The sequence below is a fragment of the Variovorax sp. GW821-FHT10D07 genome (genome assembly GCF_059415325.1).
On record NZ_JBWKMZ010000016.1, the window covers coordinates 172,646 to 197,845 of the forward strand.

24 protein-coding genes are annotated in these 25,200 nt (G+C 70.0%); 10 read left to right on the top strand and 14 right to left on the bottom strand.

The window, feature by feature from the left end; genetic code table 11:
* Positions 1-10: 10 nt before the first annotated feature.
* Genes AC07PU_RS35230 through AC07PU_RS35240 form a run of 3 tightly spaced genes read right to left on the bottom strand, consistent with a single transcriptional unit; the run spans position 11 to position 3,529 of the window.
* The gene (locus AC07PU_RS35230; RefSeq protein WP_057592553.1) at positions 11-325 is read right to left on the bottom strand and encodes a polyhydroxyalkanoic acid system family protein; all 315 of its coding nucleotides are present in this window, start codon (positions 323-325) and stop codon (positions 11-13) included.
* Complete coding sequence (locus AC07PU_RS35235; RefSeq protein ID WP_495322786.1) at positions 318-1,448, bottom strand: aminopeptidase; 1,131 nt, start codon at positions 1,446-1,448, stop codon at positions 318-320. Before AC07PU_RS35235 ends, AC07PU_RS35230 begins: the two co-directional genes overlap by 8 nt.
* Positions 1,445-3,529 carry a molybdopterin-containing oxidoreductase family protein gene (locus AC07PU_RS35240; RefSeq protein WP_495322787.1) on the bottom strand — a complete coding sequence of 695 codons (2,085 nt, stop codon included), beginning with the start codon at positions 3,527-3,529 and terminating at the stop codon, positions 1,445-1,447. The genes AC07PU_RS35235 and AC07PU_RS35240 overlap by 4 nt, the downstream gene beginning before the upstream one ends.
* A gap of 81 nt (positions 3,530-3,610) precedes the next feature.
* On the opposite strand from AC07PU_RS35240, the gene AC07PU_RS35245 reads away from it, so the two are divergent.
* The gene (locus AC07PU_RS35245; RefSeq protein WP_495322788.1) at positions 3,611-4,738 is read left to right on the top strand and encodes an ABC transporter substrate-binding protein; all 1,128 of its coding nucleotides are present in this window, start codon (positions 3,611-3,613) and stop codon (positions 4,736-4,738) included.
* A 24-nt stretch (positions 4,739-4,762) separates the two neighbouring features.
* Here the strand turns inward: AC07PU_RS35245 and AC07PU_RS35250 are convergent, their stop codons facing one another.
* The 4 genes from AC07PU_RS35250 to AC07PU_RS35265 all read right to left on the bottom strand — a co-directional run bounded on the left by AC07PU_RS35250 (position 4,763) and on the right by AC07PU_RS35265 (position 9,013).
* Positions 4,763-5,875, bottom strand: a complete 1,113-nt coding sequence (locus tag AC07PU_RS35250) for a M14 family metallopeptidase (protein ID WP_495322789.1) — start codon at positions 5,873-5,875, stop codon at positions 4,763-4,765.
* Positions 5,872-7,074 (bottom strand): M20 aminoacylase family protein, encoded by a 1,203-nt coding sequence (locus AC07PU_RS35255; RefSeq protein ID WP_495322790.1) that lies wholly within the window; start codon positions 7,072-7,074, stop codon positions 5,872-5,874. Before AC07PU_RS35255 ends, AC07PU_RS35250 begins: the two co-directional genes overlap by 4 nt.
* 73 nt (positions 7,075-7,147) lie before the next feature.
* A complete protein-coding gene (locus tag AC07PU_RS35260) occupies positions 7,148-7,651 on the bottom strand; it encodes a nucleoside deaminase (RefSeq protein ID WP_495322792.1) in 504 nt (167 codons plus the stop codon).
* A 30-nt stretch (positions 7,652-7,681) separates the two neighbouring features.
* Positions 7,682-9,013 (bottom strand): nucleobase:cation symporter-2 family protein, encoded by a 1,332-nt coding sequence (locus AC07PU_RS35265; protein ID WP_495322794.1) that lies wholly within the window; start codon positions 9,011-9,013, stop codon positions 7,682-7,684.
* Between the two features lie 109 nt (positions 9,014-9,122).
* Between AC07PU_RS35265 and AC07PU_RS35270 the strand changes: the two genes are divergently transcribed.
* Genes AC07PU_RS35270 through AC07PU_RS35280 form a run of 3 tightly spaced genes read left to right on the top strand, consistent with a single transcriptional unit; the run spans position 9,123 to position 12,514 of the window.
* Positions 9,123-10,037 carry a LysR family transcriptional regulator gene (locus AC07PU_RS35270; protein WP_208514015.1) on the top strand — a complete coding sequence of 305 codons (915 nt, stop codon included), beginning with the start codon at positions 9,123-9,125 and terminating at the stop codon, positions 10,035-10,037.
* Positions 10,038-10,071: 34 nt separating this feature from the next.
* Positions 10,072-11,238 (top strand): acetylornithine deacetylase, encoded by a 1,167-nt coding sequence (gene argE / locus AC07PU_RS35275; RefSeq protein WP_495322795.1) that lies wholly within the window; start codon positions 10,072-10,074, stop codon positions 11,236-11,238.
* Positions 11,239-11,248: 10 nt separating this feature from the next.
* A complete protein-coding gene (locus tag AC07PU_RS35280; RefSeq protein ID WP_495322796.1) occupies positions 11,249-12,514 on the top strand; it encodes a DUF445 domain-containing protein in 1,266 nt (421 codons plus the stop codon).
* 10 nt (positions 12,515-12,524) lie between these two features.
* Here AC07PU_RS35280 and AC07PU_RS35285 read toward each other — a convergent pair whose 3' ends face one another.
* Positions 12,525-13,307, bottom strand: coding sequence for a type III pantothenate kinase (locus AC07PU_RS35285; protein ID WP_093354459.1), 783 nt, complete (start codon positions 13,305-13,307; stop codon positions 12,525-12,527).
* A 134-nt stretch (positions 13,308-13,441) separates the two neighbouring features.
* On the opposite strand from AC07PU_RS35285, the gene lysM reads away from it, so the two are divergent.
* From lysM to AC07PU_RS35300, 3 genes are all read left to right on the top strand, one after another.
* A complete protein-coding gene (lysM, locus tag AC07PU_RS35290; protein ID WP_093354195.1) occupies positions 13,442-13,906 on the top strand; it encodes a peptidoglycan-binding protein LysM in 465 nt (154 codons plus the stop codon).
* A 108-nt stretch (positions 13,907-14,014) separates the two neighbouring features.
* Positions 14,015-14,644: a nucleotidyltransferase domain-containing protein gene (locus tag AC07PU_RS35295; protein ID WP_093354193.1), complete on the top strand. Its 630-nt coding sequence runs from the start codon at positions 14,015-14,017 to the stop codon at positions 14,642-14,644.
* On the top strand, positions 14,592-15,038 hold the full coding sequence (locus AC07PU_RS35300) for a DNA-binding protein (protein ID WP_093354190.1): 447 nt from the start codon (positions 14,592-14,594) through the stop codon (positions 15,036-15,038). The genes AC07PU_RS35295 and AC07PU_RS35300 overlap by 53 nt, the downstream gene beginning before the upstream one ends.
* Positions 15,039-15,042: 4 nt before the next feature.
* Here AC07PU_RS35300 and AC07PU_RS35305 read toward each other — a convergent pair whose 3' ends face one another.
* On the bottom strand, positions 15,043-15,453 hold the full coding sequence (locus tag AC07PU_RS35305; RefSeq protein ID WP_093354456.1) for a rhodanese-like domain-containing protein: 411 nt from the start codon (positions 15,451-15,453) through the stop codon (positions 15,043-15,045).
* 227 nt (positions 15,454-15,680) lie between these two features.
* On the opposite strand from AC07PU_RS35305, the gene AC07PU_RS35310 reads away from it, so the two are divergent.
* The 3 genes from AC07PU_RS35310 to AC07PU_RS35320 all read left to right on the top strand — a co-directional run bounded on the left by AC07PU_RS35310 (position 15,681) and on the right by AC07PU_RS35320 (position 19,498).
* Entirely contained in the window at positions 15,681-16,796 is a 1,116-nt protein-coding gene (locus AC07PU_RS35310; RefSeq protein WP_495322797.1) for a TRAP transporter substrate-binding protein, read from the top strand.
* A 126-nt stretch (positions 16,797-16,922) separates the two neighbouring features.
* A complete protein-coding gene (locus tag AC07PU_RS35315) occupies positions 16,923-17,552 on the top strand; it encodes a TRAP transporter small permease subunit (protein ID WP_495322798.1) in 630 nt (209 codons plus the stop codon).
* Positions 17,549-19,498, top strand: a complete 1,950-nt coding sequence (locus tag AC07PU_RS35320; RefSeq protein WP_495322799.1) for a TRAP transporter large permease — start codon at positions 17,549-17,551, stop codon at positions 19,496-19,498. The genes AC07PU_RS35315 and AC07PU_RS35320 overlap by 4 nt, the downstream gene beginning before the upstream one ends.
* Before the next feature lie 67 nt (positions 19,499-19,565).
* Here the strand turns inward: AC07PU_RS35320 and AC07PU_RS35325 are convergent, their stop codons facing one another.
* The 5 genes from AC07PU_RS35325 to AC07PU_RS35345 form a co-directional block, all read right to left on the bottom strand.
* Positions 19,566-20,534, bottom strand: a complete 969-nt coding sequence (locus AC07PU_RS35325; protein ID WP_495322800.1) for a Bug family tripartite tricarboxylate transporter substrate binding protein — start codon at positions 20,532-20,534, stop codon at positions 19,566-19,568.
* A gap of 46 nt (positions 20,535-20,580) precedes the next feature.
* On the bottom strand, positions 20,581-21,588 hold the full coding sequence (locus AC07PU_RS35330; protein ID WP_495322801.1) for a hydroxymethylglutaryl-CoA lyase: 1,008 nt from the start codon (positions 21,586-21,588) through the stop codon (positions 20,581-20,583).
* Positions 21,585-22,790 carry a CaiB/BaiF CoA transferase family protein gene (locus AC07PU_RS35335; RefSeq protein ID WP_495322802.1) on the bottom strand — a complete coding sequence of 402 codons (1,206 nt, stop codon included), beginning with the start codon at positions 22,788-22,790 and terminating at the stop codon, positions 21,585-21,587. Before AC07PU_RS35335 ends, AC07PU_RS35330 begins: the two co-directional genes overlap by 4 nt.
* Positions 22,787-24,172, bottom strand: coding sequence for an MFS transporter (locus AC07PU_RS35340; RefSeq protein ID WP_495322803.1), 1,386 nt, complete (start codon positions 24,170-24,172; stop codon positions 22,787-22,789). Before AC07PU_RS35340 ends, AC07PU_RS35335 begins: the two co-directional genes overlap by 4 nt.
* Before the next feature lie 130 nt (positions 24,173-24,302).
* Positions 24,303-25,196, bottom strand: coding sequence for a LysR family transcriptional regulator (locus AC07PU_RS35345; protein WP_203203197.1), 894 nt, complete (start codon positions 25,194-25,196; stop codon positions 24,303-24,305).
* Positions 25,197-25,200: the final 4 nt, after the last annotated feature.

The following is a 25,200-nucleotide window of genomic DNA, read 5'->3' on the forward strand; positions in this document are numbered from 1 at the left end:
CGGCGGCGCTTCAGGCGAAGCGGTTACCGCCCTCGGCCGGCCCCAGCAGCGCATCGAGGTTGCGGCTGATCTTCTGCTCGATCATTTCGCTGAAGCTGCTGAAGAGGAAGCCCAGCGTCGCATCGAAGGTGAGGGTCTGGGCCGTCACCTCGACCGTGCCGTCGATGCCGGCGCGCGTGAAGGTCGCCACGTCGCGCTCCTCGCCCTCGGTGTAGACGCAATCGAGCCCGAACTCCTGCTCGGCCTGCCGCACCCACTTGCGTGCCACCTGGCGTGCGCGGGCGATGCCCAGGGTGTGTTGGCGTTCGATATGGATGTCAGGCACCGTCGTGTTCTCCGTTGTTGTCGTGGCCGCGGCCGCGCCGCGTCTGCAGGATGCCGCTGGCCGTGGCGAGCGCCTGGCGGCGCTCCTCCATGGTCGGCAACCGGCCGATGCGGCGGACCTCAGTGTAAAAGCGCGGCCAGCTCCTGCCCTCGCGTTCGAACAGCGCCTCGAAACTCGGCACCAGGTCGTCGTAGGCGCCCTGCGCACCGAAGGCCGCGTTGTTGGCGCGCGCCACCCAGCCGTCGTAGGCATGCTGGCGCGGGCCGGCCCAGCCCTCGCGCAGCGCCGCGTAGCGGGCGCGGAAGTCGTCCATCGCGGCCTGCTTCATCGCGGCCACGGCCTTCCAGTCCTGGGCCTTGGCCTCGGGCGATTCATAGACGCGCGTGAGCGCGCGCCGGGTGTCGAGCGCGAGCGCGCGGAACTGCTGGCGCTGGGCGTCGAACTGCGCATACTCGCGGCGCGCCGGCTCGCCGGCCTCGCGCTGCAGCCACAGCGCGCCGCCGATGCGCTCGACCGCCGTCGCATAGGACTCGTTGAACACCGTGTCGCCCGCCACGTAGAGCACCTGGTGCGCGAGCTCGTGGAACACCAGCCGCGCGAGCTCGCCCTCGGGGTAGCCGATGAAGGTCGACAGCAGCGGATCGCCGCCGGCCCAGTTCATCCAGCCCAGCGTGGAGTAGGCGGGCACCGGGTAGACCGAGACCTCGAGGTCCTGCCGCTGCTGCGCCTCGGCCTCGGCCTTGGCCGCCTCCTCGCTGTAGTAGCCGCGGTAGCCCACGCAGCCCGCCACAGGGAAGCACCAGCTCTTGAGCGTGAGCGAATACGGCGGCGCCGCCACCACGTTCCACACCGCAGCGGCGCGGTGCAGGTCGGCGTAGGCGGTGTAGCTGGGGTTGTCGGGCAGGCCCAGCTCGTCGCTCGCGAAGCGACGGATGCGCTGCGTGAGCTCGAGCTTGGCCTTGAGCGCCGCGGGCACCGCCGGATCGGCCAGCCAGTCGGGCACCGGCTTGGCGGCGCGCATGATGCCGATGTGGCCGCTGGCCGACTGCCAGTAGTAGCGCAGGTCGGCGCAGCCGCCGAGCAGCAGCGCGCCGGCCAGCACCGCGACGGACGCGGCCCTCACGCCGTCGCCGCCTGCGCGCCGGCCACGCGCTCGACCTCGACCAGGCAGTCGTAGAAGGTCGGGCCGCGGCCGATGTCGGTCAGGCGCTGGCTCGTGAGCTGGTTGACGTTGGTGCCGTCCATGCCGAGCTTGCGCCACCAGATGCCCATGCCGTTGACCACGCCGGGGCGCGCGCGGCGCGAGACCTCGGCGCGGCAGCGGTGCTCGCCGCGGCCGTTGAACACGCGCACCAGCGCGCCGTCCTCGATGCCGCGCACGGCGGCGTCGTCGGCGTGGATCTCGAGCAGCGGCTCGACCTCGATCGCGCGCAGGCTGGTCACGTTGACGAAGGTGGAGTTGAGGAAGTTGCGCGCCGGCGGCGAGATCATCGCGAGCGGGAATTCGGTGGAACTGCCCGCCGGCTCCCAGTTGGGCACGTGGTCGGGCAGGCCGTCCATGCCCATGGCCGCCAGGCGCGCGCTGTAGAACTCGCAGCGGCCCGAGGGCGTGGGGAAGCGGCCCTCGGCGAACGGCGCCTCGGCCAGCTTCACGCTGGTGAAGCCCTGCGCCAGCAGCTGCGCGAAGTCGATGCTCCCCTCGGCGAAGGCGGTGCGGCACAGCGACTCGTCGCTCTCGGCGAAGCAGGGCTCGTCGAAGCCCATCCGGCGCGCCAGCTCGCGGAACACCCAGGCATTGCTGCGCGCTTCGCCGCGCGGCGCCACGGCCGGGCGGTTCAGCAGCACGTCGGTGTGGCCATAGCTGCAGTGGATGTCCCAGTGCTCGAGCTGCGTGGTGGCCGGCAGCAAATAGTCGGCGTAGTCGGCGGTGTCGGTGCGGAACTGCTCGAGCACCACGGTGAACAGGTCCTCGCGCGCGAAGCCCGCCGCCACCTTGGCCGATTCGGGCGCCACCGCCACCGGGTTGCTGTTGTAGACCACGATCGCCTGGACCGGCTTGGTGCCGTCGAGCAGCGCGTCGCCGATGGTGCTCATGTTGATGGTGCGCGGCCGGCGGCCGGCCAGCAGGTCGGGTCGCTGCAGCGCGGCGCGGTCGACCGGGTAATGGCCCGAGCTGCTCAGCAGCAGCCCGCCCGCGCGGTCGCGCCAGGCGCCCACCAGTGCCGGCAGGCAGGCGACCGCGCGCGCCGCGTTGCCGCCGCCACGCACGCGCTGCATGCCGTAGTTCAGGCGGATCGCGGCCGGCTTCGTGGTGCCATAGGCCCGGGCCAGCGCCACGATCTGTTCCTCGGGCACGCCGCACACGCGTGCCGCGCGCGCGGGCGGCCATTGCAGCGCGCGCTCGCGCAACTGCTCCCAGCCCAGCGTGTGGTTCGCGATGTAGTCGTGGTCGAGCCAGTCGTGCACGATCAGCTCATGCATCAGCGCCAATGCCAGCGCGGCATCGGTGCCCGGCAGCAGCGCGATGTGCTCGTCGCACTTGTCGGCGGTCTCGGTGCGCCGCGGGTCGATGCACACCAGCCGCGCGCCGGCGCGCCGGGCCGCCTGGGCATGGCGCCAGAAGTGCAGGTTGCTCGCGATCGAGTTGCTGCCCCAGATCAGGATCAGCTTCGCCTCGGCGAAGAACTCGATGCGCATGCCGACCTTGCCGCCCAGCGTGTGGACCATGGCCTCGCCGCCGGCCATCGAGCAGATGGTGCGGTCGAGCAGGCTGGCGCCGAGCTTGTGGAAGAAGCGCCGGTCCATCGATTCGCCCTGCACCAGGCCCATGGTTCCCGCATAGCTGTAGGGGAGAATGGCCTCGGGATCGGCGCGCAATGACCGAAGATGCGCGGCGATGCCGTCGAGCGCGGCCTCCCAGCTCACCGGCTCGAAGCGGCCGCTGCCCTTGGGGCCGACGCGCTTGAGCGGCTGGACCAGCCGTTCGGCATGGTCGTTGCGTTCGATGTAGCGGGACACCTTGGTGCACAGCACGCCGCCCGTGTGCGAATGGGCCGGATTTCCCTGCAGCTTGACCGCCACCCCGTCCTTGACGGTGGTGACGAGCGCGCAGGTGTCCGGGCAGTCGTGGGGGCAGGCGCCGAGCACCGTGGCGGCAGCGGCAGGCGAGGAGTCGTGGGGGGTGTCGTTCGAGGCGTGGGCCATCGGGCGAGTCTAAAGTTTTTGGCGTTTTCAGGGCATGCGGCGGGTTCGGCGCATGACGTATGGCAGGAGGGGGTTTTCGCAATGATGAATCGCAGGCATTTCTCGATGGCGGCCGGTGCCGCCGCGCTCGGCGGTTTCGCCGCCGTCGCCCGGGCCCAGGGCGACGGCCCGATCGTGCTCGGCCAGTCGGCGCCGTTCACCGGCCCGGCGGCGCAGCTGGGCATCCAGTTCCACCAGGGCGCCAAGGTGTTCCTCGACGCCTACAACGCCCAGTCCGGCCGCCGCGCGGTGCAGATCAAGACGCTCGACGACGGCTACGAGCCCGAGCGCTGCGCCGCCAACACGCAGAAGCTGATCGAGGAGGACGTGTTCGCGCTGTTCGGCTACATCGGCACGCCCACCAGCCTGGCGGCGCTGCCGCTGGCGGTGAAGGACAAGGTGCCGTTCGTGGCGCCCTTCACCGGCGCGATGGCGCTGCGCGAGCCCTTCCACAAGAACGTGTTCCACCTGCGCGCCTCGTACAACGACGAGACCGCGCTGATGGTCAGGCAGCTCACCCACCTGGGCCTGAAGAAGATCGCGGTGTTCCACCAGAACGACGCCTACGGCAAGGCCGGTCTCGACGGCGTGACGCTGGCGCTGGCCGAGCAGCAGCTCAAGCCGATCGCGCAGGCCACGGTGGAGCGCAATTCGGCCGAGGTGGCGCCGGCCGTGAAGACGCTGCTGGCGGCGCGGCCCGACGCGGTGGTCCAGGTCGGCGCCTACAAGGCCTGCGCGGCCTTCATCCGCGAGGCGCGCAAGGCCGGCTTCGGCGGCACCTTCTTCAACCTCTCGTTCGTCGGCACCCAGGCGCTGTCGGACGAGCTCGGCAAGGAGGCCGCAGGCGTGCTCGTGACCCAGGTCGTGCCCTCGCCCTACAGCCAGGCCAACGCGATCGCGCGCGAGTTCACCGAGGCGGTGCGCAAGGCCGGCAACGGCGCCAGCGCCAACTTCTCGAGCCTCGAGGGCTATCTCGCGGCCAAGGTGCTGGTCGAGGGCCTGCGCAAGGCGCCCGGCAAGCTGTCGCGCGAGGGGCTGATCACCGGCCTCGAGAGCATCGACCGGCTGCAGCTCGGCGGCTTCGAGGTCTCGTTCTCGGCGAAGAACCACGTGGGCTCGAAGTTCGTCGAGCTCTCGATGCTCACGGGCGACGGCAAGGTGCGGACCTGAAGCGGGCCGCCCGGTTCGAGCGGCTCAGCGCCCGCTGAGCCCGTCGGCGGCCTGGAACATGGCCTGCCGCGCCTGGCTCACGATCTGGCCGCGCCAGGCATCGGTGTCGGTGTAGAAGGCCTCGAGCGTGCGCCGGCGGATCGCGTCCGACAGGTCGGCCGGCGCCTCCGGATGGCGGTGCAGCCAGTGGTCGCCGCGCAGCGCGGTCAGCACGTCGAGCACCGGCACGGTGCCGTACTCCATCGCGATGCCCGTGTACTCGGCCTGCGGGCATTCGTCGTAGACGGCATCCCACATCAGGCCGCGCAGCAGCGCCGAGGTCGAGGAGCCGTCGTAGATCGAGGTGACCGGCGCCGCGTCGGCCTGGCCGGCGCCGTTGCCCCACCAGGCGTTGGCGCGCTCGTAGGCGGCCTTGTCGTCGCGGCAGGCGAAGATGCGCTCGCCGATGCCGTTCGGGCCCAGGCCCGTGTGCAGATCGATCCAGGCCAGCCGGCGCGTGCGCCGCGTGTGGCGGCGCAGCACGGCGCGGATCATCCGGTGGCTCCAGGTCGGCGCCTTGCCGCCGAAGAACAGGCCGTCCTCGAACTGGTACTGGCCGCCGCTCACCGCGGTCTGGTAGGCACCGATGCCGTTCTTCTCGATCCAGGCATTGACCGCGGCCTGGTTCTCGGCCGTGGGCGGCCAGGTGTCGGGCACGAGCAGCGCATGCAGCTCGGCATAGGCGGCATTGACCGGCAGCGGCTGCGTGAAGTCGACGAAGTTGCGGTTCAGGTCGACGTTCTCCTGCGTGACGCGGCGGCCGAACGAGAAGCCGTGCGGATTGAGCGCATGCACGTAGAGCACCGCCACGCCGGCCGAGCGCGCCTTCTCGCGCCACTCGGCGTCGTGCAGCGCGAACACCTGCACGCCGCTGCCGCAGTGGCCTTCCACGCCGTGGCAGCCGCTGCTGAGGATCAGCAGCCGGTCGGCGTCGGGCGCGCCGTCGAAGGCCACGTCGCACGAGAGCTCCTCGCCGTCGCGCCCGCGCATCGGCAGCAGGTGGGGTTCCACGGTGAGGCCCGCGCTCAGGCAGGCCTGCAGGAATTTCTGGCGCGCCTGCGCATAGCGCGGCGCGAAAGCCTCGCCGATGCCGATCATTTCGGAGCGTCTCCGGTGGCGAGGAACTGCTCGGCGATCTGCACCCAGCAGGTGGCGCCCAGCGGGATCAGGTCGTCGTTGAAGTCGTAGCTCGCGTTGTGCAGCGTGCACGGGCCCTCGCCGTGGTGCACGTCGCGGTGCGCGCCGTCGCCGTTGCCGATGAAGGCATAGGCGCCGGGCTTGGCCTGCAGCATGAAGGCGAAGTCTTCCGAGGTCATGGCGGCTTCCTGCTTGAGCACGTTCTCGGGGCCGACGATGCCGCCCATCACGCGGCGCGCGAAGTCGGCCTCGGCCTCGGTGTTGATGGTGGGCGGGTAGTAGCGCTCGAAGCGGAACTCGCAGGTGGCGTCGTGCGCCGCGCAGATGTGGTCGCAGATCTTCTTCATGCGCGCCTCGATCATGTCGAGCACCTCGAGCGAGAAGGTGCGCACCGTGCCCGACAGCTCGCAGTTGTCGGGGATCACGTTGTTGGTTTCGCCGGCATGGATGGTGGTGACCGAGATCACGGCCGAGTCGGTCGGCTTCATCTTGCGCGTGAGGATGGTCTGGAAGGCCTGCACGATCTCGCAGGCGATCGGCACCGGGTCGATGCCGGTCTGCGGCAGCGCCGCATGGCCGCCCTTGCCCACCACGTTGACGTAGAACTTGTTGCCCGAGGCCATCACCGGGCCCGGGCTCACCGCGAACTGGCCGGCCTTCATGCCGGGCCAGTTGTGCATGCCGAACACGGCGTCCATCGGGAACTGCTCGAACAGCCCCTCCTTGATCATCTCGCGCGCGCCGCCGCCGCCCTCCTCGGCCGGCTGGAAGATCAGGTAGACGGTGCCGTCGAAGTTGCGGTGCTTCGCCAGATGCTGCGCCGCGGCAAGCAGCATCGCCGTGTGGCCGTCATGGCCGCAGGCGTGCATCTTGCCGTGGTGCTTGCTCGCATGCGCGAAGGTGTTGAGCTCGGTGACCGGCAGCGCATCCATGTCGGCACGCAGGCCGACCGCGCGGTTGCTGGTGCCGTTCTTGACGATGCCCACCACGCCGGTCGTGCCGAGGCCGCGGTGGATCGGGATGCCCCATTCGGTGAGCTTGCCCGCGACCACGTCGGCGGTGCGGACTTCTTCGAAGCAGAGTTCGGGGTGGGCGTGGAGGTCACGTCGGACGGCGGCGATGCCGGCCGCCTGCGTGACGAGCGAATCGATGAGTTTCATGGCTTGCTCTCAAAACGCCAGTCTATCCACTAAGGCATTTCCGGGCACGTCGGAAAACACCGATCCACGGGCTTCAGGGGCCGTCGTGCCAGAAGCCGCGGTGCGGCGCGGCCGCCTCGTCCTCGAGCAGCGGCCCGATCACTTCGATGCGGCGCTGGCCGCGCACGAAGACTTCGCGGCAGGGCAGCGAAAAGGTCGGGTTTTCCGGATGGTCGCCCGTGAGGCCGAGCAGTGCGTGCTCCGACAGCGCATAGACCACGCGGCCGATGTTGGTCCAGTAGATCGCGCCGGCGCACATGCAGCAGGGCTCGGCGCTGGTGTAGAGCGTGCAGCGCGCGAGCGCTTCGGGCGCGAGCAGCCGCGCCGCCTGCGCGGCCGCGACCAGCTCGGCATGCTGCGTGGGATCGCCCTCGGGCGGCATCGAGTTGTTGCCGGCCGTGACGACGACCTCGCCATGCTCGTTCGCCACCAGCGCGGCGAAGGGATGGCGGCCGCGGGCCTTCGATTCCTCGGACAGCGCGATCGTCATGCGCAGCAGTTCGAGGTCGCGTGGGGACAGGGAGGGAGCTGTGTTCATGTGGGTCGAATTCATTGTGAAGATCTGGAATCAGTGCGTCGCGGCCGCCGGCGCTTCCTGCCCGGCGGCACCGCGGTTGAGCAGCAGGTTCAGCAGCACCGCCGTGATCGCGGCCAGGAAGATGCCGCTCTCGAGCACCAGCTTGAGCGGCCCGGCGGCCTGCGCGAACAGCGCCGGGAACGACATCGGCAGCACGCCCACGCTGACCGACACCGCCACCACGATCGCGTTGCGCGTGCCCTCGAAGCGCACGCGCGAGAGTTCCTGGATGCCCGCCACCGTGGTCATGCCGAACATCACGATCGCGCAGCCGCCGAGCACCGGCCGCGGCACCGAGGCGATCAGGGCACCGAGCTTGGGAAACAGGCCCATCAGCACCATGATCGCGCCGGCCGATGCCACCACGTAGCGGCTCTTGATGCCCGACAGCGCGATCAGCCCGGTGTTCTGCGTGAAGGCGTTGTACGGAAAGCTGTTGAAGACGCCGCCGATCATGGTCGACAGTCCGTCGGCGCGGAAGGCGTTGCCGAGCGTGGCTGGGGTCGCGGGGCGGCCGACGATCTGGCCGATGGCCAGGCAGTTGCCGGTGGTCTCGGCCATGATGACCATCATCGCGAGCGTCATGATCAGGATCGGTGCCAGCCCGAACGCGGGCAGGCCGAAGGCGAAGGGCGCGCTGAATTCGAACCATGCCGCGTGGTCCACCTGCGCGAAATCGGTGAGCCCGAAAACCGCAGCAATCGCCGTGCCCGCCACCAGCCCGAGCAGCACCGCGAGGTTGCCGACGAAGCCGCCGAAGCGCGCATAGATGCCCAGCGTGATGGCGACGGTGGCGAGGCCCAGCAGCAGGTTCGGCGCGCTGCCGAAGTCCGGCGCGTCGGGGTTGCCGCCGCCGAGCCAGATCGCGGCCGCCGGCATCAGCGAGATGCCGATCACGGTGATCAGGCTGCCGATCACCACCGGCGGGAAGAAGCGCAGCAGCCGGCTGATGGCCGGTGCCAGCAGCACCGTGATCGCGCCGCCCGCGATGACGGCGCCGAACACGTGCGGCAGGCCGTATTCCTTGCCGATCATGATCATCGGCGCCAGCGCGATGAACGAGCAGGCCTGCACCAGCGGTAGCCGCGCGCCGAACTTCCAGCAGCCCAGGGTCTGGATCAGGGTGGCAATGCCCGAGGTCAGCAGGTTGGCGTTGATCAGGGTCACGACCTGCGCAGGCGTGAGGCCGAGCGCGCCGCCCAGGATCAGCGGCACCGCCACCGCGCCCGCGTAGAGCACCAGCACGTGCTGCAGGCCGTAGCTGGCCATCTGCTGCGGGGGCAGCACTTCGTCCACGGGGTGGACGCCGGAAGAAAGGGTCATCGAAAAGTCTCCGCGTTGGTGTTGTGGGTCGGGTCGCGGCCGGATGATCGATTTCCTCCGTCATGGGTCAAAGTTAATATCGATCGTTTTTTTCGATGGAAGACGGACCGTGCGCTATTCGCTGGACCAGCTCGAGACCTTGGCCGCCGTGGCGCGCGCCGGTTCCTTTTCGGCGGCGGCACGCCAGCTCGGCAAGACCCAGTCGACCGTGAGCGCGGCCATCGGCAACCTCGAGGTCGACCTCGGCGTGGCGCTGTTCGACCGCGCGACCAAGATCCCCGCGCTGACCGAGGCCGGCCGCCGCCTGCTGCGCGAGGCCCACGGCGTGCTCGACCGCTGCCTCGCGCTCGAGGGCCATGCGCAAAGCCTCGCCGACGCGGTCGAGGCCAGCCTCACGCTGGCGATCGAGATTCCCTACAACGTGCTGATGCCGGTGTTCTCGGCCTTCGCCGAGCGCTTCCCGCACGTCGACCTCGAGGTGCGGCATCCGCTGCACGGCGACGTCAGCGTGCTGGTGCGCCAGGGCGAGGCGCAGCTGGGCATCGGCTTCGCGCAGCCCGGCTATGCGCGCGAGCTGGCGTTCGTGCAGATGGGCAAGCTGGTGATGGCGCACGTCGCGGCGCGCACGCATCCGCTCGCGGCCCTGCCCACGGTGAGCTTCGGCGAGCTGCACCGGCACCGCCGGCTCGCCTTCAGCGCGCACAGCGAGCGGCTGCCCACCACCGAGTACCTCGATGCCACGCGCTGCTGGCGCGCCGAGAGCTACCTCGCGCTGCTCGAGATGACGCACGCGGGCCTGGGCTGGGCCACGCTGCCGCGCCTGCTGGTGCGGCGCGAACTGGCCGCGGGCGAGCTGGTCGAGCTGCAGCTCGAGGCCTACCCGCACACCGACTGGCTGCTGGGCGTCGACCTGCTGTGGAACAAGGCGCGCCCGCTGGGCCAGGCGGGCGGCTGGCTGCGCGACGAACTCGCGCGCCTCAAGGTGTCGGAGACCGACAGCGGCGGCCATCCGACCGCCTTCTGAGCCTTCGGCGCCGAGTTCCGGGACAATGCGCCGCATGTCCCACACGCTTTCCCCCCGCAGCCTGGAACTGGCCCAGGCCCTGGTGCGCATGAACACCATCAGCGCCAACAGCAACCTCCAGCTGATCGACTTCGCGCAGGCCCATCTCGCCGCCCTCGGCGTGAAGAGCCGCATCACCTACAACGCCGAACGCACCAAGGCCAACCTGTTCGCCACGCTGGGCGAAGGCAAGCCGGCCGGCGTGATCGTCTCGGGCCACACCGACACGGTGCCCTGGGACGGCCAGGACTGGAGCGTCGACCCGCTCTCGGCCACGGTGCGCGACGGGCGCCTGTACGGCCGCGGCTCGGCCGACATGAAGAGCTTCATCGCGGTGGCGCTGGCCAATGCGCACCGCTTCCTCGAGAGCGAGGCCCCCTTCGCAGTGCACTTCGCCTTCAGCTACGAGGAGGAGATCGGCTGCTTCGGCGTGAAGGAGCTGATCGCCGACATGCGCGACGCGGGCATCAAGCCGCTGGCCTGCATCGTGGGCGAACCCACGAGCATGGTGCCGGCCATCGCCCACAAGGGCGTGTACCGCTACAAGTGCTGCGTGCGCGGCAAGGAGGCGCACTCCTCGCTCACGCCGAAGTCGGTCAACGCCATCGAGATGGCCGCGCGCGTGATCGGCAAGGTGCGCGACATGGCCGAGGGCTTCGAGCGCGACGAGCCGCGCTACGAGGGCTTCGACGTGCCCTTCAGCACGGCCAGCGTGGGCCAGTTCCACGGCGGCATCGCCGACAACGTGGTGCCGCGCGACGCCGAGTTCCGCTACGAGTTCCGCGACCTGCCGACGGCCGACGCGAAGCGCATGCAGCAGGAGGTGCTGGCCTATGCGGGCTCGCTCGAGCCGGCGATGAAGAAGGTCGCGCCCGACGCCGGCTTCAGCTTCGACACCATCTGCGAGATCCCGAGCTTCCTCGGCAGCGCCAACGACGCCATCACCAAGCTGGCGCAGCGCCTGGCGGGCGAGGAGCGCACCACGCTGGTGGCCTTCGGCACCGAGGCGGGCCTGTTCAAGAACGCCGGCATCCCCACCGTGGTGTGCGGCCCCGGCAGCATCGAGCAGGCGCACCAGCCCGACGAGTACGTGAGCCTCGACCAGCTCGCGCGCTGCGAGCTGTTCATGCACCGCCTGGCGTCCTCGCCGGCCATCGGCTGAACAGGCTGCGTTGACGACCCCGGCGGCCGAGGGCGACGACGCGCTGCGGCGCATGAAGCGCGTGGCGCTGGGCCTGCTGTGCGCCGCCGCGGCGCTCTATGCGGTCGCCACGGTGCTGCACGACCGGCACCCGGTGTTCGGCTACCTCGCGGCCTTCGCCGAGGCCGCGATGGTCGGCGCCATCGCCGACTGGTTCGCGGTGGTGGCGCTGTTCCGCCATCCGCTGGGGCTGCCGATCCCGCACACCGCGATCATCCCGAGCAACAAGGACCGCATCGGCGCCAAGCTCGCGGGCTTCATCTGCAACAACTTCCTGAGCACCGCGCAGGTGCTCGCGAAGCTGCGCGAGTTCGATCCGGCCGGCCGCATGGCCGAGTGGCTCGCGCGGCCGGCCAGCGGCGAGCGGCTCGGCGAATGGGGCGTGGCCGCCACGCGCTACGGGCTCTCGGCCTTCGACGACGCGCGCGTGCGCGACTTCATCGGCAAGGCCGCGGCGGCCGGGCTCGAGAAGATCGACCTGTCGCAGCTCATGGGCCAGACGCTGGGCGCGCTGACCGCGGGCGGGCGCCACCAGGCGCTGCTCGACGGGGTGCTCGAACAGATCGCGGGCGTGCTCGACGGCGAGGAGGTGCAGGCGCACATCACGGAGGCGATCGCGCGCGAGATCAAGACGCTGCGCTTCGTGGGCCTGGACCAGGTGGCGGCGCGCCTGGCCACGCGCAAGATCGTGGCGGCCGTGGCCCACACCATCGCCGAGCTCGCGGCCGAACCCGAACACCCCATGCGGCGGCGCTTCGACCATTTCGTCGACGACTTCATCGTGCGGCTGCAGCACGACCCCGAGTTCCACGCGCGCGGCGAACGCATCCGCGCCGAGCTGATCGCGCACCCGGCGCTGGGCGACTACCTGCACGGGCTGTGGGGCGAGCTGCTGGCCTGGCTGCACGAGGACCTCGGCCGCGGCGACTCGACGATCCGCCGGCGCATCGCGTCGATGGCGGCCGCGCTCGGCCAGCGGTTGCAGGGCGACGAGGCGATCCGGCGCTGGATCAACGAGCAGATCGAGGCCGCGGCGCCGCTCGCGATCGAGCGCTACCGCGAGGACATCCGGCGCTACATCGTGGAGCGCGTGGCGCAGTGGAACACCGAGGAGATGACGGCCGAGCTCGAGCGCAACATCGGGCGCGACCTGCAGTTCATCCGCGTCAACGGCACGCTGGTGGGCGGGCTCGTGGGGCTGGTCATCCACGCGGCGACGCAGCTGCTGCGCGCCTGAGCGGCGAGCCTCATCCGGCGCGTTGCTGCGCGATCACCAGCAGCCCGTCCATGATCAGGCTCTCGACCAGCTCGAAGTGGCCGTTCATCACGGGCGCCATCTTCCAGCCCGCGCCGCCGGTCATGTAGCAGGCCGGCTCGGCGCCGCAGTGCGAGCGCACGTGCTGCACCATGCGCTCGACCGCGCCGGCGATGGCGTAGGTGCCGCCGCTGGTCAGCGCGTCGCTGGTGTTGGTGGGGAACTCGCGCACCTCGCCGGTGGGCACGTGCAGGCCCGCGGTGCCCGACTCGAGCGCGCGCAGCATGATGCCGTGGCCCGGCAGGATCAGGCCGCCGAGGAACTTGCCGTCGGCATCGACGGCCTCGACCGTGACCGCGGTGCCGATCAGCACCACCACCATGGGCCGCGGCGCGCCTTCGCGCAGCATGCGGTGGCGCGCGCCGATCATCGCGACCCAGCGGTCGGCGCCGAGGCGCGTGGGATGGTCGTAGCCGTTGACGATGCCGGCCTCGGCGAGGCTGGGCATGACCCAGCGCGGCGGACAGTCGAAGCGCTCGACCACCTGCTCCTCCGCGCGGCGGCGCAGCGCATCGCCGGCGACGACGCAGCCGAGCATGCTGGAAGGCGATGGAAGATCGGCCCAGGGGCCGTCGGCGAGCCGCTCGATGTGATCGAGGAACTCTGCACCCTGCGCCAGCAGGGCGGCGCCGGGGCGAGCCGCATCGTAGAGCGCCCACTTGAGGCGCGTGTTGCCGATGTCGATCGCGAGAAAGGGAGCGGTGGCTGCGGACATGCGCGGCATTATTGCGACTTTGTGACGATTCCTGCTGTCGCGGTGTTGTCGGTCGCGGTCGGGGACTACGCAGGGGCACCCCGGCGCGCCGCTACATTCGCGAATTCCATCGACCACCGACCAAGGAGAGAACCATGGGATTGTTGAGTTTCATCAAGGAAGCGGGTGAGAAGCTGTTCGGCGGCTCGTCGGCCCAGGCGGCCGAACCCGATGCCAACGACAAGGCCGCTGCCGCCATCAAGACCTACATCGAGACGCAGAACCTCGGCCTCACGAACCTCGCCGTGACCTATGTCGCGAGCACCGGCATCGTGACGCTGGCGGGCAACGCACCCTCGCAGGAAGCCAGCGAGAAAGCCTCGCTCGCGGCCGGCAACGTGGCCAACGTGACGAGCGTGGAGAACAACCTGGTCGCGCCCGCGGCACCGCCCGCGCAGTACCACGACGTGGTCAAGGGCGACACGCTGTCGGCCATCTCCAAGAAGTACTACGGCGACGCCAACAAGTACAACGCGATCTTCGAGGCGAACAAGCCGATGCTTTCGCATCCGGACAAGATCTATCCGGGGCAGAAGCTGCGGATTCCGCCGTTGAACTGAGCTTCGGCGCGACCCTCACAGGAAAAGGCCCGCGGCTTGCCCGCGGGCCTTTTTCTTTGAACTCGGCGACTTGCCGAATGTCGCCTCAATAGCAACAATCGTCGCCCAATGAGCAACGATTCTTCCTTGATGGACCTGCTGTTCCCCGCCGCGCGGCAGCGCGTGCTGGCGGTGCTGCTGCTGCAGCCGCAGTCCGCGTTCCATCTGCGCGAGCTGGCGCGCCTGACCGACAGCCATGCGGGCACGCTCGCGCGCGAGGTGGACAAGCTGGCGCGCACCGGTCTGCTGAAGCGCAGCGAACAAGGCAACCAGGTGCGCTACAACGCCGACACCCGCCATCCCCTGTTCGAGGACCTCGCGGCGATGTTTCGCAAGACACATGGCGTGGTGCCTGCCGTGCGCGAAGCGCTGGCACCGCTGGATGCGCAGATCCGGTTCGCGCTGGTCTTCGGCTCGATCGCGCGCGGCACGCCGTCTCCGGGCAGCGACGTGGATCTGCTCGTGCTGGGCAGCGTCGACTTCATGACGCTCGCGCAGGCGGTGTTTCCCCTGCACGCGACGCTGGGCCGCGAAGTGAACACGGTGCTCTACACAACCGAGGAATTTGCACGGCGCGCACGCGCCGGCGATGCCTTCGCACGCGACATACTCGCCAAACCCAAACTGCTCGTGAAGGGAGGAGCGGATGAGCTTGCAGAACTTGCAGGCGATCGGGCGGCTGCAGGTCCACCAGCCTGACGCCGCGGGCATCGCCAAGCTGCTTCAGGCGGCGCGTCGCAACCTGGCCGACGCGCATGTCGCACAGGTCAGCACCGACAACCGCTTCGATGCGGCCTACAAGTGCATCATGCAATGCGCGATGCTGGGCCTGTGGGCCAACGGCTACCGCACGGCCACCAGCCAACCGGGCCATCACCAGACGGCCATCCAGAGCCTGGGGCTGACGATCGGCGTGGCGCAACCGGACATCATCGTGCTCGATGCGCTGCGCCGGCAACGCAACGTGAGCGACTACGAGGGCGACCCGATCTCCAATGCCGCGCTCCAGGCCTGCATCGACCAGGCCGCGCAATTGCTGGCTGGTGCCGAGGGTTGGCTGCGCGCCCATCGGCCCGATCTGCTGTCCCCTTAGCGGCTCAGTTCTGCTTCCAGGGCAACCCCCGCTTGCGCCACCCACCGACCTGCCCCCGGTGCCCGCTCTCATCCGGGTTCCCCTCGAACCCCTCGAGGATGTTGTAAGCCTCCACCCCCAGCTCCGTCGCCCGCTTCGCAGCCGCGATCGAACGCACACCGCTGCGGCACAACAGCACCACCTTCTTCCCACCTTCGCCGGCCGCGCGCACGCCCTCGTCGAAGCCGGGGTTCAGCGCCATCCCCGGCCACTGCTTCCACGCCAGCGGCACCGCGCCCGGCACGAAGCCGACCCACTCGCGCTCGGCATCGGTGCGCACGTCGACCAGCACGGCCTCGCCGCTGGCCATCCATTGCGCCGCCTGCTCGGGCGTCACGTCGCCGGCATAGCCTTTTTCACCCACGGGTTCGGTCATCTTTTGCATTCCTTCCAATTCGATCGATGGCAAGAGGGTTCCCACGAAGCGGCGGCCTTCTTTACCGGTTCCCGGTGGCCGTCGGATGGTGAAATTTTTCACCGGTTCGTGAAAACCCTGTTTGTCGTGTTTTGCTGCGCGCCAAAGATGGCGGCTTGGGCCTGTCAACCATAACTCCAAGACGGCGGCCTGGGATTTCCCCAGTCAGACCTATGGAGAGAGACAACATGACAGACAGCAAATCGACCCGCCGTCGCAGCCTGCTCAAGGGCGCCGCGGTGGCCGCAGGCGCCATGTCGGCGCCGATGGTCGCCATGGCCCAGACCACCACCCTGCGCTTCCAGAGCACCTGGCCGGCCAAGGACATCTTCCACGAGTACGCGCAGGACTACGCCAAGAAGGTCAACGACATGGCCGGCAGCCGCCTCAAGATCGAGGTGCTGCCCGCGGGCTCGGTGGTGCCGGCCTTCCAGCTGCTCGACGCCGTCGCCAAGGGCACGCTCGACGGCGGCCATGGCGTGGTCGCCTACTGGTACGGCAAGAACTCCGCGCTCGCGCTCTGGGGTTCGGGCCCGGGCTACGGCATGGACGCCAACATGATCCTGGCCTGGCACACCTACGGCGGCGGTAAGGCGCTGATGGACGAGATCTACAAGAGCCTCAACCTCGACGTCGCCTCGTACCTCTATGGCCCGATGCCCACGCAGCCGCTGGGCTGGTTCAAGAAGCCGGTGTCCAAGGCCGAGGACATGAAGGGCCTGAAGTTCCGCACCGTGGGCCTCGCGGTCGACGTGTTCACCGACATGGGCGCGGCCGTGAACCCGCTGCCCGGCGGCGAGATCGTGCCCGCGCTCGACCGCGGCCTGATCGACGCGGCCGAGTTCAACAACGCCTCGAGCGACCGCGTGCTGGGCTTCCCCGACGTGGCCAAGAACTGCATGCTGCAGAGCTTCCACCAGTGCGGCGAGCAGTTCGAGGTGCTGTGGAACGGCCCCAAGCTGCGCGCGCTGCCGCCCGAGCTCAAGGCCGTGATCGAGTACGCGACCCAGGCCGCGAGCGCCGACATGAGCTGGAAGGCGATCGACCGCAACTCCAAGGACTACGAGGAGCTCAAGAAGAGCGGCATCAAGTTCTACAAGACGCCCGACACGGTGCTGCGCGCGCAGCTCGCCTCGTGGGACAAGACCATCGCGAAGAAGTCGGCCGAGAACCCGCTGTTCAAGAAGGTGCTCGATTCGCAGCGCGCCTTCGCCGAGCGTGCGGGCCAGTGGCAGAACGACTACTCGGTCGATTTCAAGATGGCCTACAACCACTACTTCGGACGGCAGGCCAAAAAGACCTGAACGGGTCTTCCGGCCAGAGAAAGAACGCGAGGGCACCCCGAGGCGGGTGCCCTCTTCTCATTCCCGATTTCGCCTGACGCTGGCCGCGCACGACGCGCGCAGCGCCCGGCGAGGAGTTTCGTCCCGATGCAATCCTTCCTGTTGGCGGTCGACCGGTTCTCGACGTGGATCGGCAAGACTTTCGCCTGGTGTGCCCTGCTGCTCACGCTGCTGATCAGCTGGGAGGTGTTCTCGCGCTACGTGCTCAACCGGCCGCATGCCTGGGTGCTCGACGCGCAGATCATGCTCTACGGCGCCATGTTCATGACCGCCGGGGCCTACACGCTCTCGAAGAACGGCCACGTGCGCGGCGACGTGCTCTACGGCTTCTTCAGGCCGCGCACGCAGGCGCTGGTCGACCTGGTGCTCTACATCGTCTTCTTCCTGCCCGGCATCGTCGCGCTGACCTGGGCCGGCTGGATCTACGCGAGCGAGGCGCTCGCGATCCGCGAGCAGACCTTCTCGGCCGAGCCGCTGCCGCTGTACCCGTTCAAGTTCATCATCCCGCTCGCGGGCTTCACCCTGCTGCTGCAGGGCATCGTCGAGATCATCCGCTGCGTGCAGTGCATCCGCGACGGCGCCTGGCCTTCGCGCGAGCAGGACGTCGAGGAGGTCGACGTCGAGAAGCTCAAGGAGATGGTGCATGTGAAGGACGCCGACATCGCCGCGCTCGACCGCGTGGTGGTCGCCAACGAGGCACGGGAGGGCGCGCGATGAAGATCCGCCGCGAACTCTGGTTCGGCCTCACCTTCATGGCGCTGGTCGTGATCGGCGGCGCCACCATGCTGCTGCGCGCCGAGACCATCACCAACGGCCACCTGGGCCTGCTGATGCTGTCGCTCGTCGTGGTGGCGATCATGCTGGGCTTTCCCACCGCCTTCACGCTGATGGGCATGGGCATGCTCTTCACCTTCCTGGCCTACGAGCGCGACTGGCACCGCACGCTCGACCTGATGGTGCAGTCGGCCTACAAGACCATGGCCAACGACGTGCTGATCGCCGTGCCGCTGTTCGTCTTCATGGGCTACCTGGTCGAGCGCGCCAACCTCATCGAGTCGCTGTTCAAGAGCCTGCACCTCGCGCTCGCGCGGCTGCCGGGCGCGCTCGCGGTGGCCACGCTCGTGACCTGCACCATCTTCGCGACCGCCACCGGCATCGTCGGCGCGGTGGTCACGCTGATGGGCCTCTTGGCGCTGCCCGCGATGCTGCGCGGCGGCTACAGCGTGCCGCTGGCCGCGGGCGCGATCACGGCGGGCGGCTGCCTCGGCATCCTGATCCCGCCCTCGGTGCTGCTGATCGTCTACGGCGCCACCGCCGGCGTGTCGGTGGTGCAGCTCTACGCGGGCGCCTTCTTCCCGGGCCTGATGCTGGCCGGCCTCTACGTGGTCTACGTGATCCTGATCGCCAAGCTCAAGCCGCAGTGGGCGCCGCCGCTGTCGGCCGCCGAGCGCGTGGTGCCGCTGCCGCCGCTGACGCAGCGGATCGCGGCCAGCCCGTCGGCGCATGCGCTGCTGGGCCTGCTCAAGGGCCGGCGCAATGCCGAGGTGCCGCTCTCGCACGTGCTCAGGCAGCTCGGCATCGTGGCGCTGCCCGCCGTCATCTACGCGCTGCTGGCGCTGGGCAGCTACCAGGCCGTGACCACGGTCGAGGCCGAGGCGCGCTACGACATCGAGGAGATCGGTGCCTCGCGCGGCAGCAGCAGCGGCAGCAGTTCGGGCGGCTTGCAGGAACCGCCGGCCGAAGGTGGCCTGCAGGAGCCACCGAGCGAAGGCGGGCTGCAGGAACCGCCGAGCGAGGAGCCCGCGGCCGGCGCCGTCGCCGAACCGCCGGGCGCCGAAGCACCGCCGGCAGCACCCGCGCCCGCCGTCGCGGAGACCGCGCAGACCGCACCGGCCGGCGCCAGCACCCGGCCGCCGCCGACCTGGTGGGTCGCGACCTTCTCGGTGCTGGGCGCGCTCACGGCGCTGTTCTACCTGTTCCTGAGCTTCGCGCGGCTAGAGATCTTCAAGATGCTGCTGGCCTCCTTCTTCCCGCTGGTGCTGCTGATCCTTTCGGTGCTGGGCTCGATCGTGCTGGGCCTGGCCACGCCCACCGAGGCCGCGGCCATGGGCGCGCTCGGCGGCATGCTGCTGGCGGCGGCCTACCGGCGGCTCAACCTCGCGGTGCTCAAGGAGTCGGTGTTCCTCACCGCCAAGACCTCGGCGATGGTGTGCTGGCTGTTCGTGGGCTCGGCCATCTTCTCGGCCGCCTTCGCGCTGCTCGGCGGCCAGGCGCTGGTCGAGGAATGGGTGCTGAGCATGAACCTCACGAAGGTGCAGTTCCTGCTGCTGAGCCAGGTGATCATCTTCCTGCTCGGCTGGCCGCTCGAGTGGACCGAGATCATCGTGATCTTCATGCCGATCTTCATCCCGCTGCTCGACAACTTCGGCGTCGATCCGCTGTTCTTCGGCCTGCTGGTGGCGCTGAACCTGCAGACCGCCTTCCTGTCGCCGCCGGTGGCGATGGCGGCCTTCTACCTCAAGGGCGTGAGCCCGCCGCATGTCACGCTGAACCAGATCTTCCTCGGCATGCTGCCCTTCATGGGCATCCAGATCTTCGCGATCTTCCTGCTCTACATGTGGCCGCAGATCGGCCTGTGGCTGCCGCAGCTGCTCTACAAGTAGCGAGAACGATGGCGGAGGGGAAACGCATGGCGGCGGCCGACCACCGACCGCCGCCATGCGCGCGGTCTCACTCGCCTTCGATCTTGGCTGCCTCGACCACCTTGCCCCAGCGCAGGGACTCGGCCTTGCTGTAGTCGGCGAGCTTCTGCGGGTTCATGTAGTCGGCCGTGGCGCCGAGCTCGGCGGCCTTCTGCTGGAAGGCCGGCGTGGCCACCACCTTGGCGATCTCGGCGCTGAGCCTGTCGATCACGGGCTGCGGCGTCTTGGCGGGCGCGAACACCGCGAACCACGAGGTCGCGTCGAGGTTCGGCAGCCCGACCTCGGCCGCGGTCGGCACGGTCGGCAGCGAGGCCACGCGCGCCTTGCCGGTGACGGCCACCGCGCGCAGCTTGCCCGACTGGATGAAGGGCATGAAGGGCGGCGGCGTGCCGAAGGTCATGTCGACCTGCGCGCCCAGCAGGTCCTGCAGCGCCGGGCCGGTGCCCTTGTAGGGGATGTGCGTGAGCTGGATGCCGGCCTGCTGCTCGAGCATGGCGCCGGTCACGTGCTGCAGCGAACCCGGGCCCGAGGAGGCATAGGTCAGCTTGCCCGGGTTGGCCTTGGCATAGGCGATCAGCTCGGCCATGGTCTTCACCGGCAGGCCCTCGCGCACCACCACCACCTGCGGCGCGCTCAGCACGTTGGCCACGGCGCGGAAGTCCTCGGGCACCCATTGCGCCTTCTGCTTCGTGACGTGGGGCGAGATCACGTGGTAGCCCGAGTACTGCATCAGCAGCGTGTGGCCGTCGGCCTCGGCGCGCTTGACCGCCACCGCCGCGATCACGCCGCTGGCGCCGCCGCGGTTGTCGACCACCACCGGCTGGCCCAGCGCCTTGCCCAGCGGGTCGGCGAGCATGCGCCCCGCGATGTCGGTGGTGCCGCCGGCGGCCGTGGGCACCAGCATCGTGATCGGCTTGGAGGGATAGGTCTGGGCCAGGGCCGGGCCGGCGAGCAGCGCGGCCGCTGCGAGCGCGGCGATGAAGCGAAGGGGTTGCATGCGAATGTCTCCTGGTCTTGTGGGATGAAAGGGAAGCGAAGCGGTCTCAGTGCGCGCGCGCGGCCTCGCGCGCCAGCGCGCGTTCGCGCGTGGCCTCGAAGTCCGCGGGCGGCGCATGCAGGTCGAGCCGGCGGCCGGCCTTGACGATCTGGCTCGGGATGTCGTGGCCGATCAGCGCCGGCAGCCGGCGCGCGGCATCAATCACGCGCGCGAGGTCGACGCCGGTGTCCCAGCCCGAGAGCTCGAGCGCATGCACGATCTCCTCGCTGCAGACGTTGCCGGTGGCGCCCGGCGCATAGGGGCAGCCACCGATGCCGCCGATCGAGGCATCGAAGCGGCGCGCGCCGGCGTCGATGCCGGCCAGCACGTTGGCCAGCCCCATGCCGCGCGTGTTGTGGAAGTGCAGCGTGAGCTCGGTGCCGGGCCAGCGCCGCAGGAAGGCGCGCGTGAGCGCATGCACCTGGCCGGGCCAGGCCATGCCGGTGGTGTCGCACAGCGTGACGCCGCCGGCGCCGAGCTCCTCGACGAAGCGCTCGCACCAGCCGAGCACGCCGGCCTCGGCCACGTCGCCCTCGATCGGGCAGCCGAAGCTGCACGACAGCGAGACGTTGACCGCCACGCCGGCCTGGCGCGCGAGCGTCGCCACCTCGGCCAGCGCGCGGAACGACTGCTCGCGCATCATGCGCAGGTTGGCGAGGTTGTGGCTCTCGCTGGCCGACATCACGAGGTTCATCTCGTCCACGCGCGCATCGATGGCGCGCTCGGCACCGCGCACGTTGGGCACCAGCGCGGTGTAGGCCACGCCGTCCACGCGCTCGATCTCGCGCAGCACCACCTCGGCGTCGCGCAGCGCGGGAATGGCCTGCGGCGAGACGAAGGCCGAGACCTCGATCTTCGCCATGCCGGCGCGCGAGAGCGCGTTGCACAGCGCGATCTTGTCCTCGGTCGGCACGAAGGCCGCCTCGACCTGCAGGCCGTCGCGCAGGCCCACCTCGCACATCCGCACGCGGCGATCGCCGTCGAATGTTCTTCCGTTCCAGACCGCGTCGTTCATGCAACCACCTTCCTGCCGCGCAGCGCGGCGATGTCTTCCGATGTGAATCCGATCTCGCCGAGCACCGCGTCGGTGTCGTCGCCCAGCCGTGGCGCCGAGGAGCGCACCGTGCCCGGCGTGCCCATGAGCTTGGGCACCACGCCGGGCACCTCGATCTCGTGGCCGTCGCGCGTGGACTGGCGCAGCAGCATCTCGCGCGCGCGGTAGTGCGGGTCCTCGGCGATGTCCTTCGCGGTGTAGACCTTGCCCGCGGGCACGCGCGCCGCGCCGAGGACCTCGAGCACCGTCGCCACCGACTGCGGCAGCGTCCAGGCCTCGATCGCCTGGTCGATCTCGGCCACGCGCGCCACGCGGCCCGCGTTGTTCGCGAGCGCGGGATCGGCGCCGAGGTCGTCGCGGCCGATGCTCTGCATGAGCCGGCGGAAGATGCTGTCGCCGTTGCCCGCGATCAGCACGTAGCCGTCGGCGCAGCGGTAGGCGTTCGAGGGCGCGATGCCCGGCAGCGCGCTGCCCGCGGCCTCGCGCACCGCGCCGAAGGCGCTGTACTCGGGCACCAGACTCTCCATCACGTTGAACACGGCCTCGTTGAGCGCCACGTCGATGACCTGGCCCTGGCCGCCGTTGACCTTGCGGTGGTAGAGCGCGGTCAGCACGCCGATGGTGCCGTGCAGCGCGGCCAGCGTGTCGCCGATCGAGATGCCGCAGCGCACCGGCACCCGGCCCGGCTCGCCCGTGAGGTGGCGCAGCCCGCCCATCGCCTCGCCGATGGCGCCGAAGCCCGGCAGGTCGCGGTAGGGGCCGGTCTGGCCATAGCCCGAGATGCGCAGCATGACCAGGCCCGGGTTGCGCTCGCGCAGCACTTCGTAGCCCATGCCCCAGCCCTCGAGCGTGCCGGGGCGGAAGTTCTCGATCAGCACGTCGGCCTCGGCGATCAGCCGGCGCGCGATCTGCTGGCCCTCCTCGCTGCGCAGGTCGAGCGCCAGCGAGCGCTTGTTGCGCGACTGCACCTGCCACCAGACCGAGGTGCCGTCCTGCAGCAGGCGCCAGTTGCGCAGCGGGTCGCCGCTGCCGGGCGGCTCGATCTTGATCACGTCGGCGCCGAATTCGCCGAGCGTCTTGCCGGCGAAGGGGCCGGCGATCAGCTGGCCCATCTCGATGACGCGCAGGCCTCGCAGCGCGCCGGGACTCAGGGGAAGGTTCATGGCTTGGGGGCTTTCTCGGCGAAGGCGATGCCGGACGCATGCAGCGCGCCGCTCGCGGGGGAACGTGGCGCGGCCGACGGGCGCGGTTCGCGCCGACGCAGCGATTCGGGCAGCGCGAAGGCCAGCAGCGCGGCGCACAGCAGCGCCAGCGCGCCGATGACGTAGAGCGCGGGCGTGGTGCTGCCGCTCAGGTCCTTGATGCGGCCCACCATCACCGGGCTCACGATGCCGCCGAGCTGGCCCAGCGTGTTGATCAGCGCGATGCCGCCGGCCGCGGCCGCGCCGCTCACCAGCTTGGGCGGCAGCGCCCAGAAGGCCGGGATCGAGGCGATCACGCCCGCGCCCATCACGGCCAGCGCGAGCACCAGCAGGTCGGTGTGGTGGTCGAACAGGCCGGCCGCGAAGAAGCCGATGGCCGCGAGCAGCAGCAGCGCGATCACGAAGCGGCGGCGCTCGCCGCTGCGGTCCGACAGCCGCCCGACCACCACCATCGCGATCGCGCCGCAGAGATAGGGCACGGCCGTCAGCAGGCCGATCGCCGTGGGATCGGTGCTGCCCGAGGCGCGGATCAGGTGCGGGGCCCAGAAGTTGAGGCCATAGGACGCGACCTGGATCAGGAAATAGATCAGCCCGAGCATGAGGAAGCCCGGCGTCTTCAGCGCATCGAGCAGCGAGCCGTGGGCGCCGGCCGCGCCGCCCTGCTCGGCGATGCGCAGCGACAGCCGCGTACGCTCGTCGGGCGTGAGCCAGTGCGCGTCGGCGATGCGGTCGTCGAGCCGCACGAACACCAGCAGGCCGAGCGCGATGCACGGCAGCCCGCCGACCAGGAACAGCCAGTGCCAGCCGGCCATGCCGAGCAGGCCGTCGAAGTGCGCGAGCACCAGGCCCGCGGCCGGCGCGCCGAACAGGCCCGCGAAGGCCGAGGCCAGGAACAGCATCGAGGTGATGCGGCCGCGGTGCGCGGCGGGGAACCACAGCGTGAGGTAGAACAGCACGCCGGGCGCGAAGCCCGCTTCCATCGCGCCGATCACGAAGCGCAGCGCATAGAACTGCCACTCGGTCTGCACGAACATCATGAGCGCGGTGGCCACGCCCCACGAGACCATGATGCGCGCGATCCAGCGCCGCGCGCCGACCTTGTAGAGCATCAGGTTGCTCGGCACCTCGAACAGCACGTAGCCGACCACGAACAGGCCGGCGCCGAAGCCGTAGGCGGTGTCGCTCAGGCCCAGGTCGCTCTGCAGCGCGAACTTGGCGAAGCTGATGTTGATGCGGTCGAAGAAGGCGAAGAGATAGCACACCATGATGAGCGGCATGATTCGCCACGCGACCTTGCGCACGATGGCGCCGTCGTCGTCGAGGAGGGAAGTGGGGGTAGCCATGGGAGCCTTTGTCTGCGCGGCTCGCCAGCACGACGCCGCATTCGTTGCCCGGATTCTGGGCAGCGCGGCCGCGCGGGAGAACGACAAAGGCGCGCACGCAGCTTTCGCGGAACGCGAAAGCGCCCGAGGGTTAACCCTGGCAGAGGTGGTCGATCAGGGTGCGCACATGGCGCGGCACCACGCCGGCGTCGCGCAGGCCGATCAGCAGCCGGCGTTCGGCCCAGGCGTCGTCGAGCGCGATCTCGCGCAGGCCCATCGAGCGCAGGTGCGGCTGGATCGCCGCGTGCGGCAGCACGGCCACGCCCATGCCGGCCGCCACCATCTGGCACACGGCATCGAAGCTGCGCACCTGGATGCGCAGCCGCAGCCGCCGGCCCAGCGCCTCGGCCGCGGCCTGCAGCCGCTGCGCGAGCGAGGTCTCGGCCGGCAGGCTCACGAAGTCGTACTCGGTCGCCTCCTCGAGCCGCACGCTGCGCCGGCGCGCCAGCGGATGGCCGCGCGGCACCACCATCACCAGCCGGTCGACGCGGTAGTTGACGAGGTGCAGCCCGAGGCTCGGCGTGCCTTCCGCGAAGATGCCCGCGTCGGCGCGGCCGTCGAGCACCGCGAGCACGATCTCGCTGCTGTTGCGTTCCTCGAGCTCGATGCGGATGCCCGGATTGGCCGCCACGAAGCCCGACAGCCCGCGCGGCAGGAACTGCGTGACGGCCGAGGTGTTGACCCACAGCCGCACCACACCGAGCACGCCCGAGGCGTAGTCGGACAGGTCGGCCGCGAGCTGGTCGACGTCGTCGAGGATGCGCTGCGCATGGCGGTGCAGCGCATCGCCCGCCACCGTGAGCGTGACGCCGCGCGAATGGCGCTCGAGCAGCGGCGTGCCCACGGCGGCCTCGAGGTCGGAGATGCGCTTGCTGGCCGCGCCCACCGCGAGGTGCGCGAGCTCGGCGCCCTTGCTGATGCTGCCGGTGCGCACCACCAGGTTGAACAGCGACAGCGAGACCAGGTCGAGGCGGTGCAGGTTCATGGCG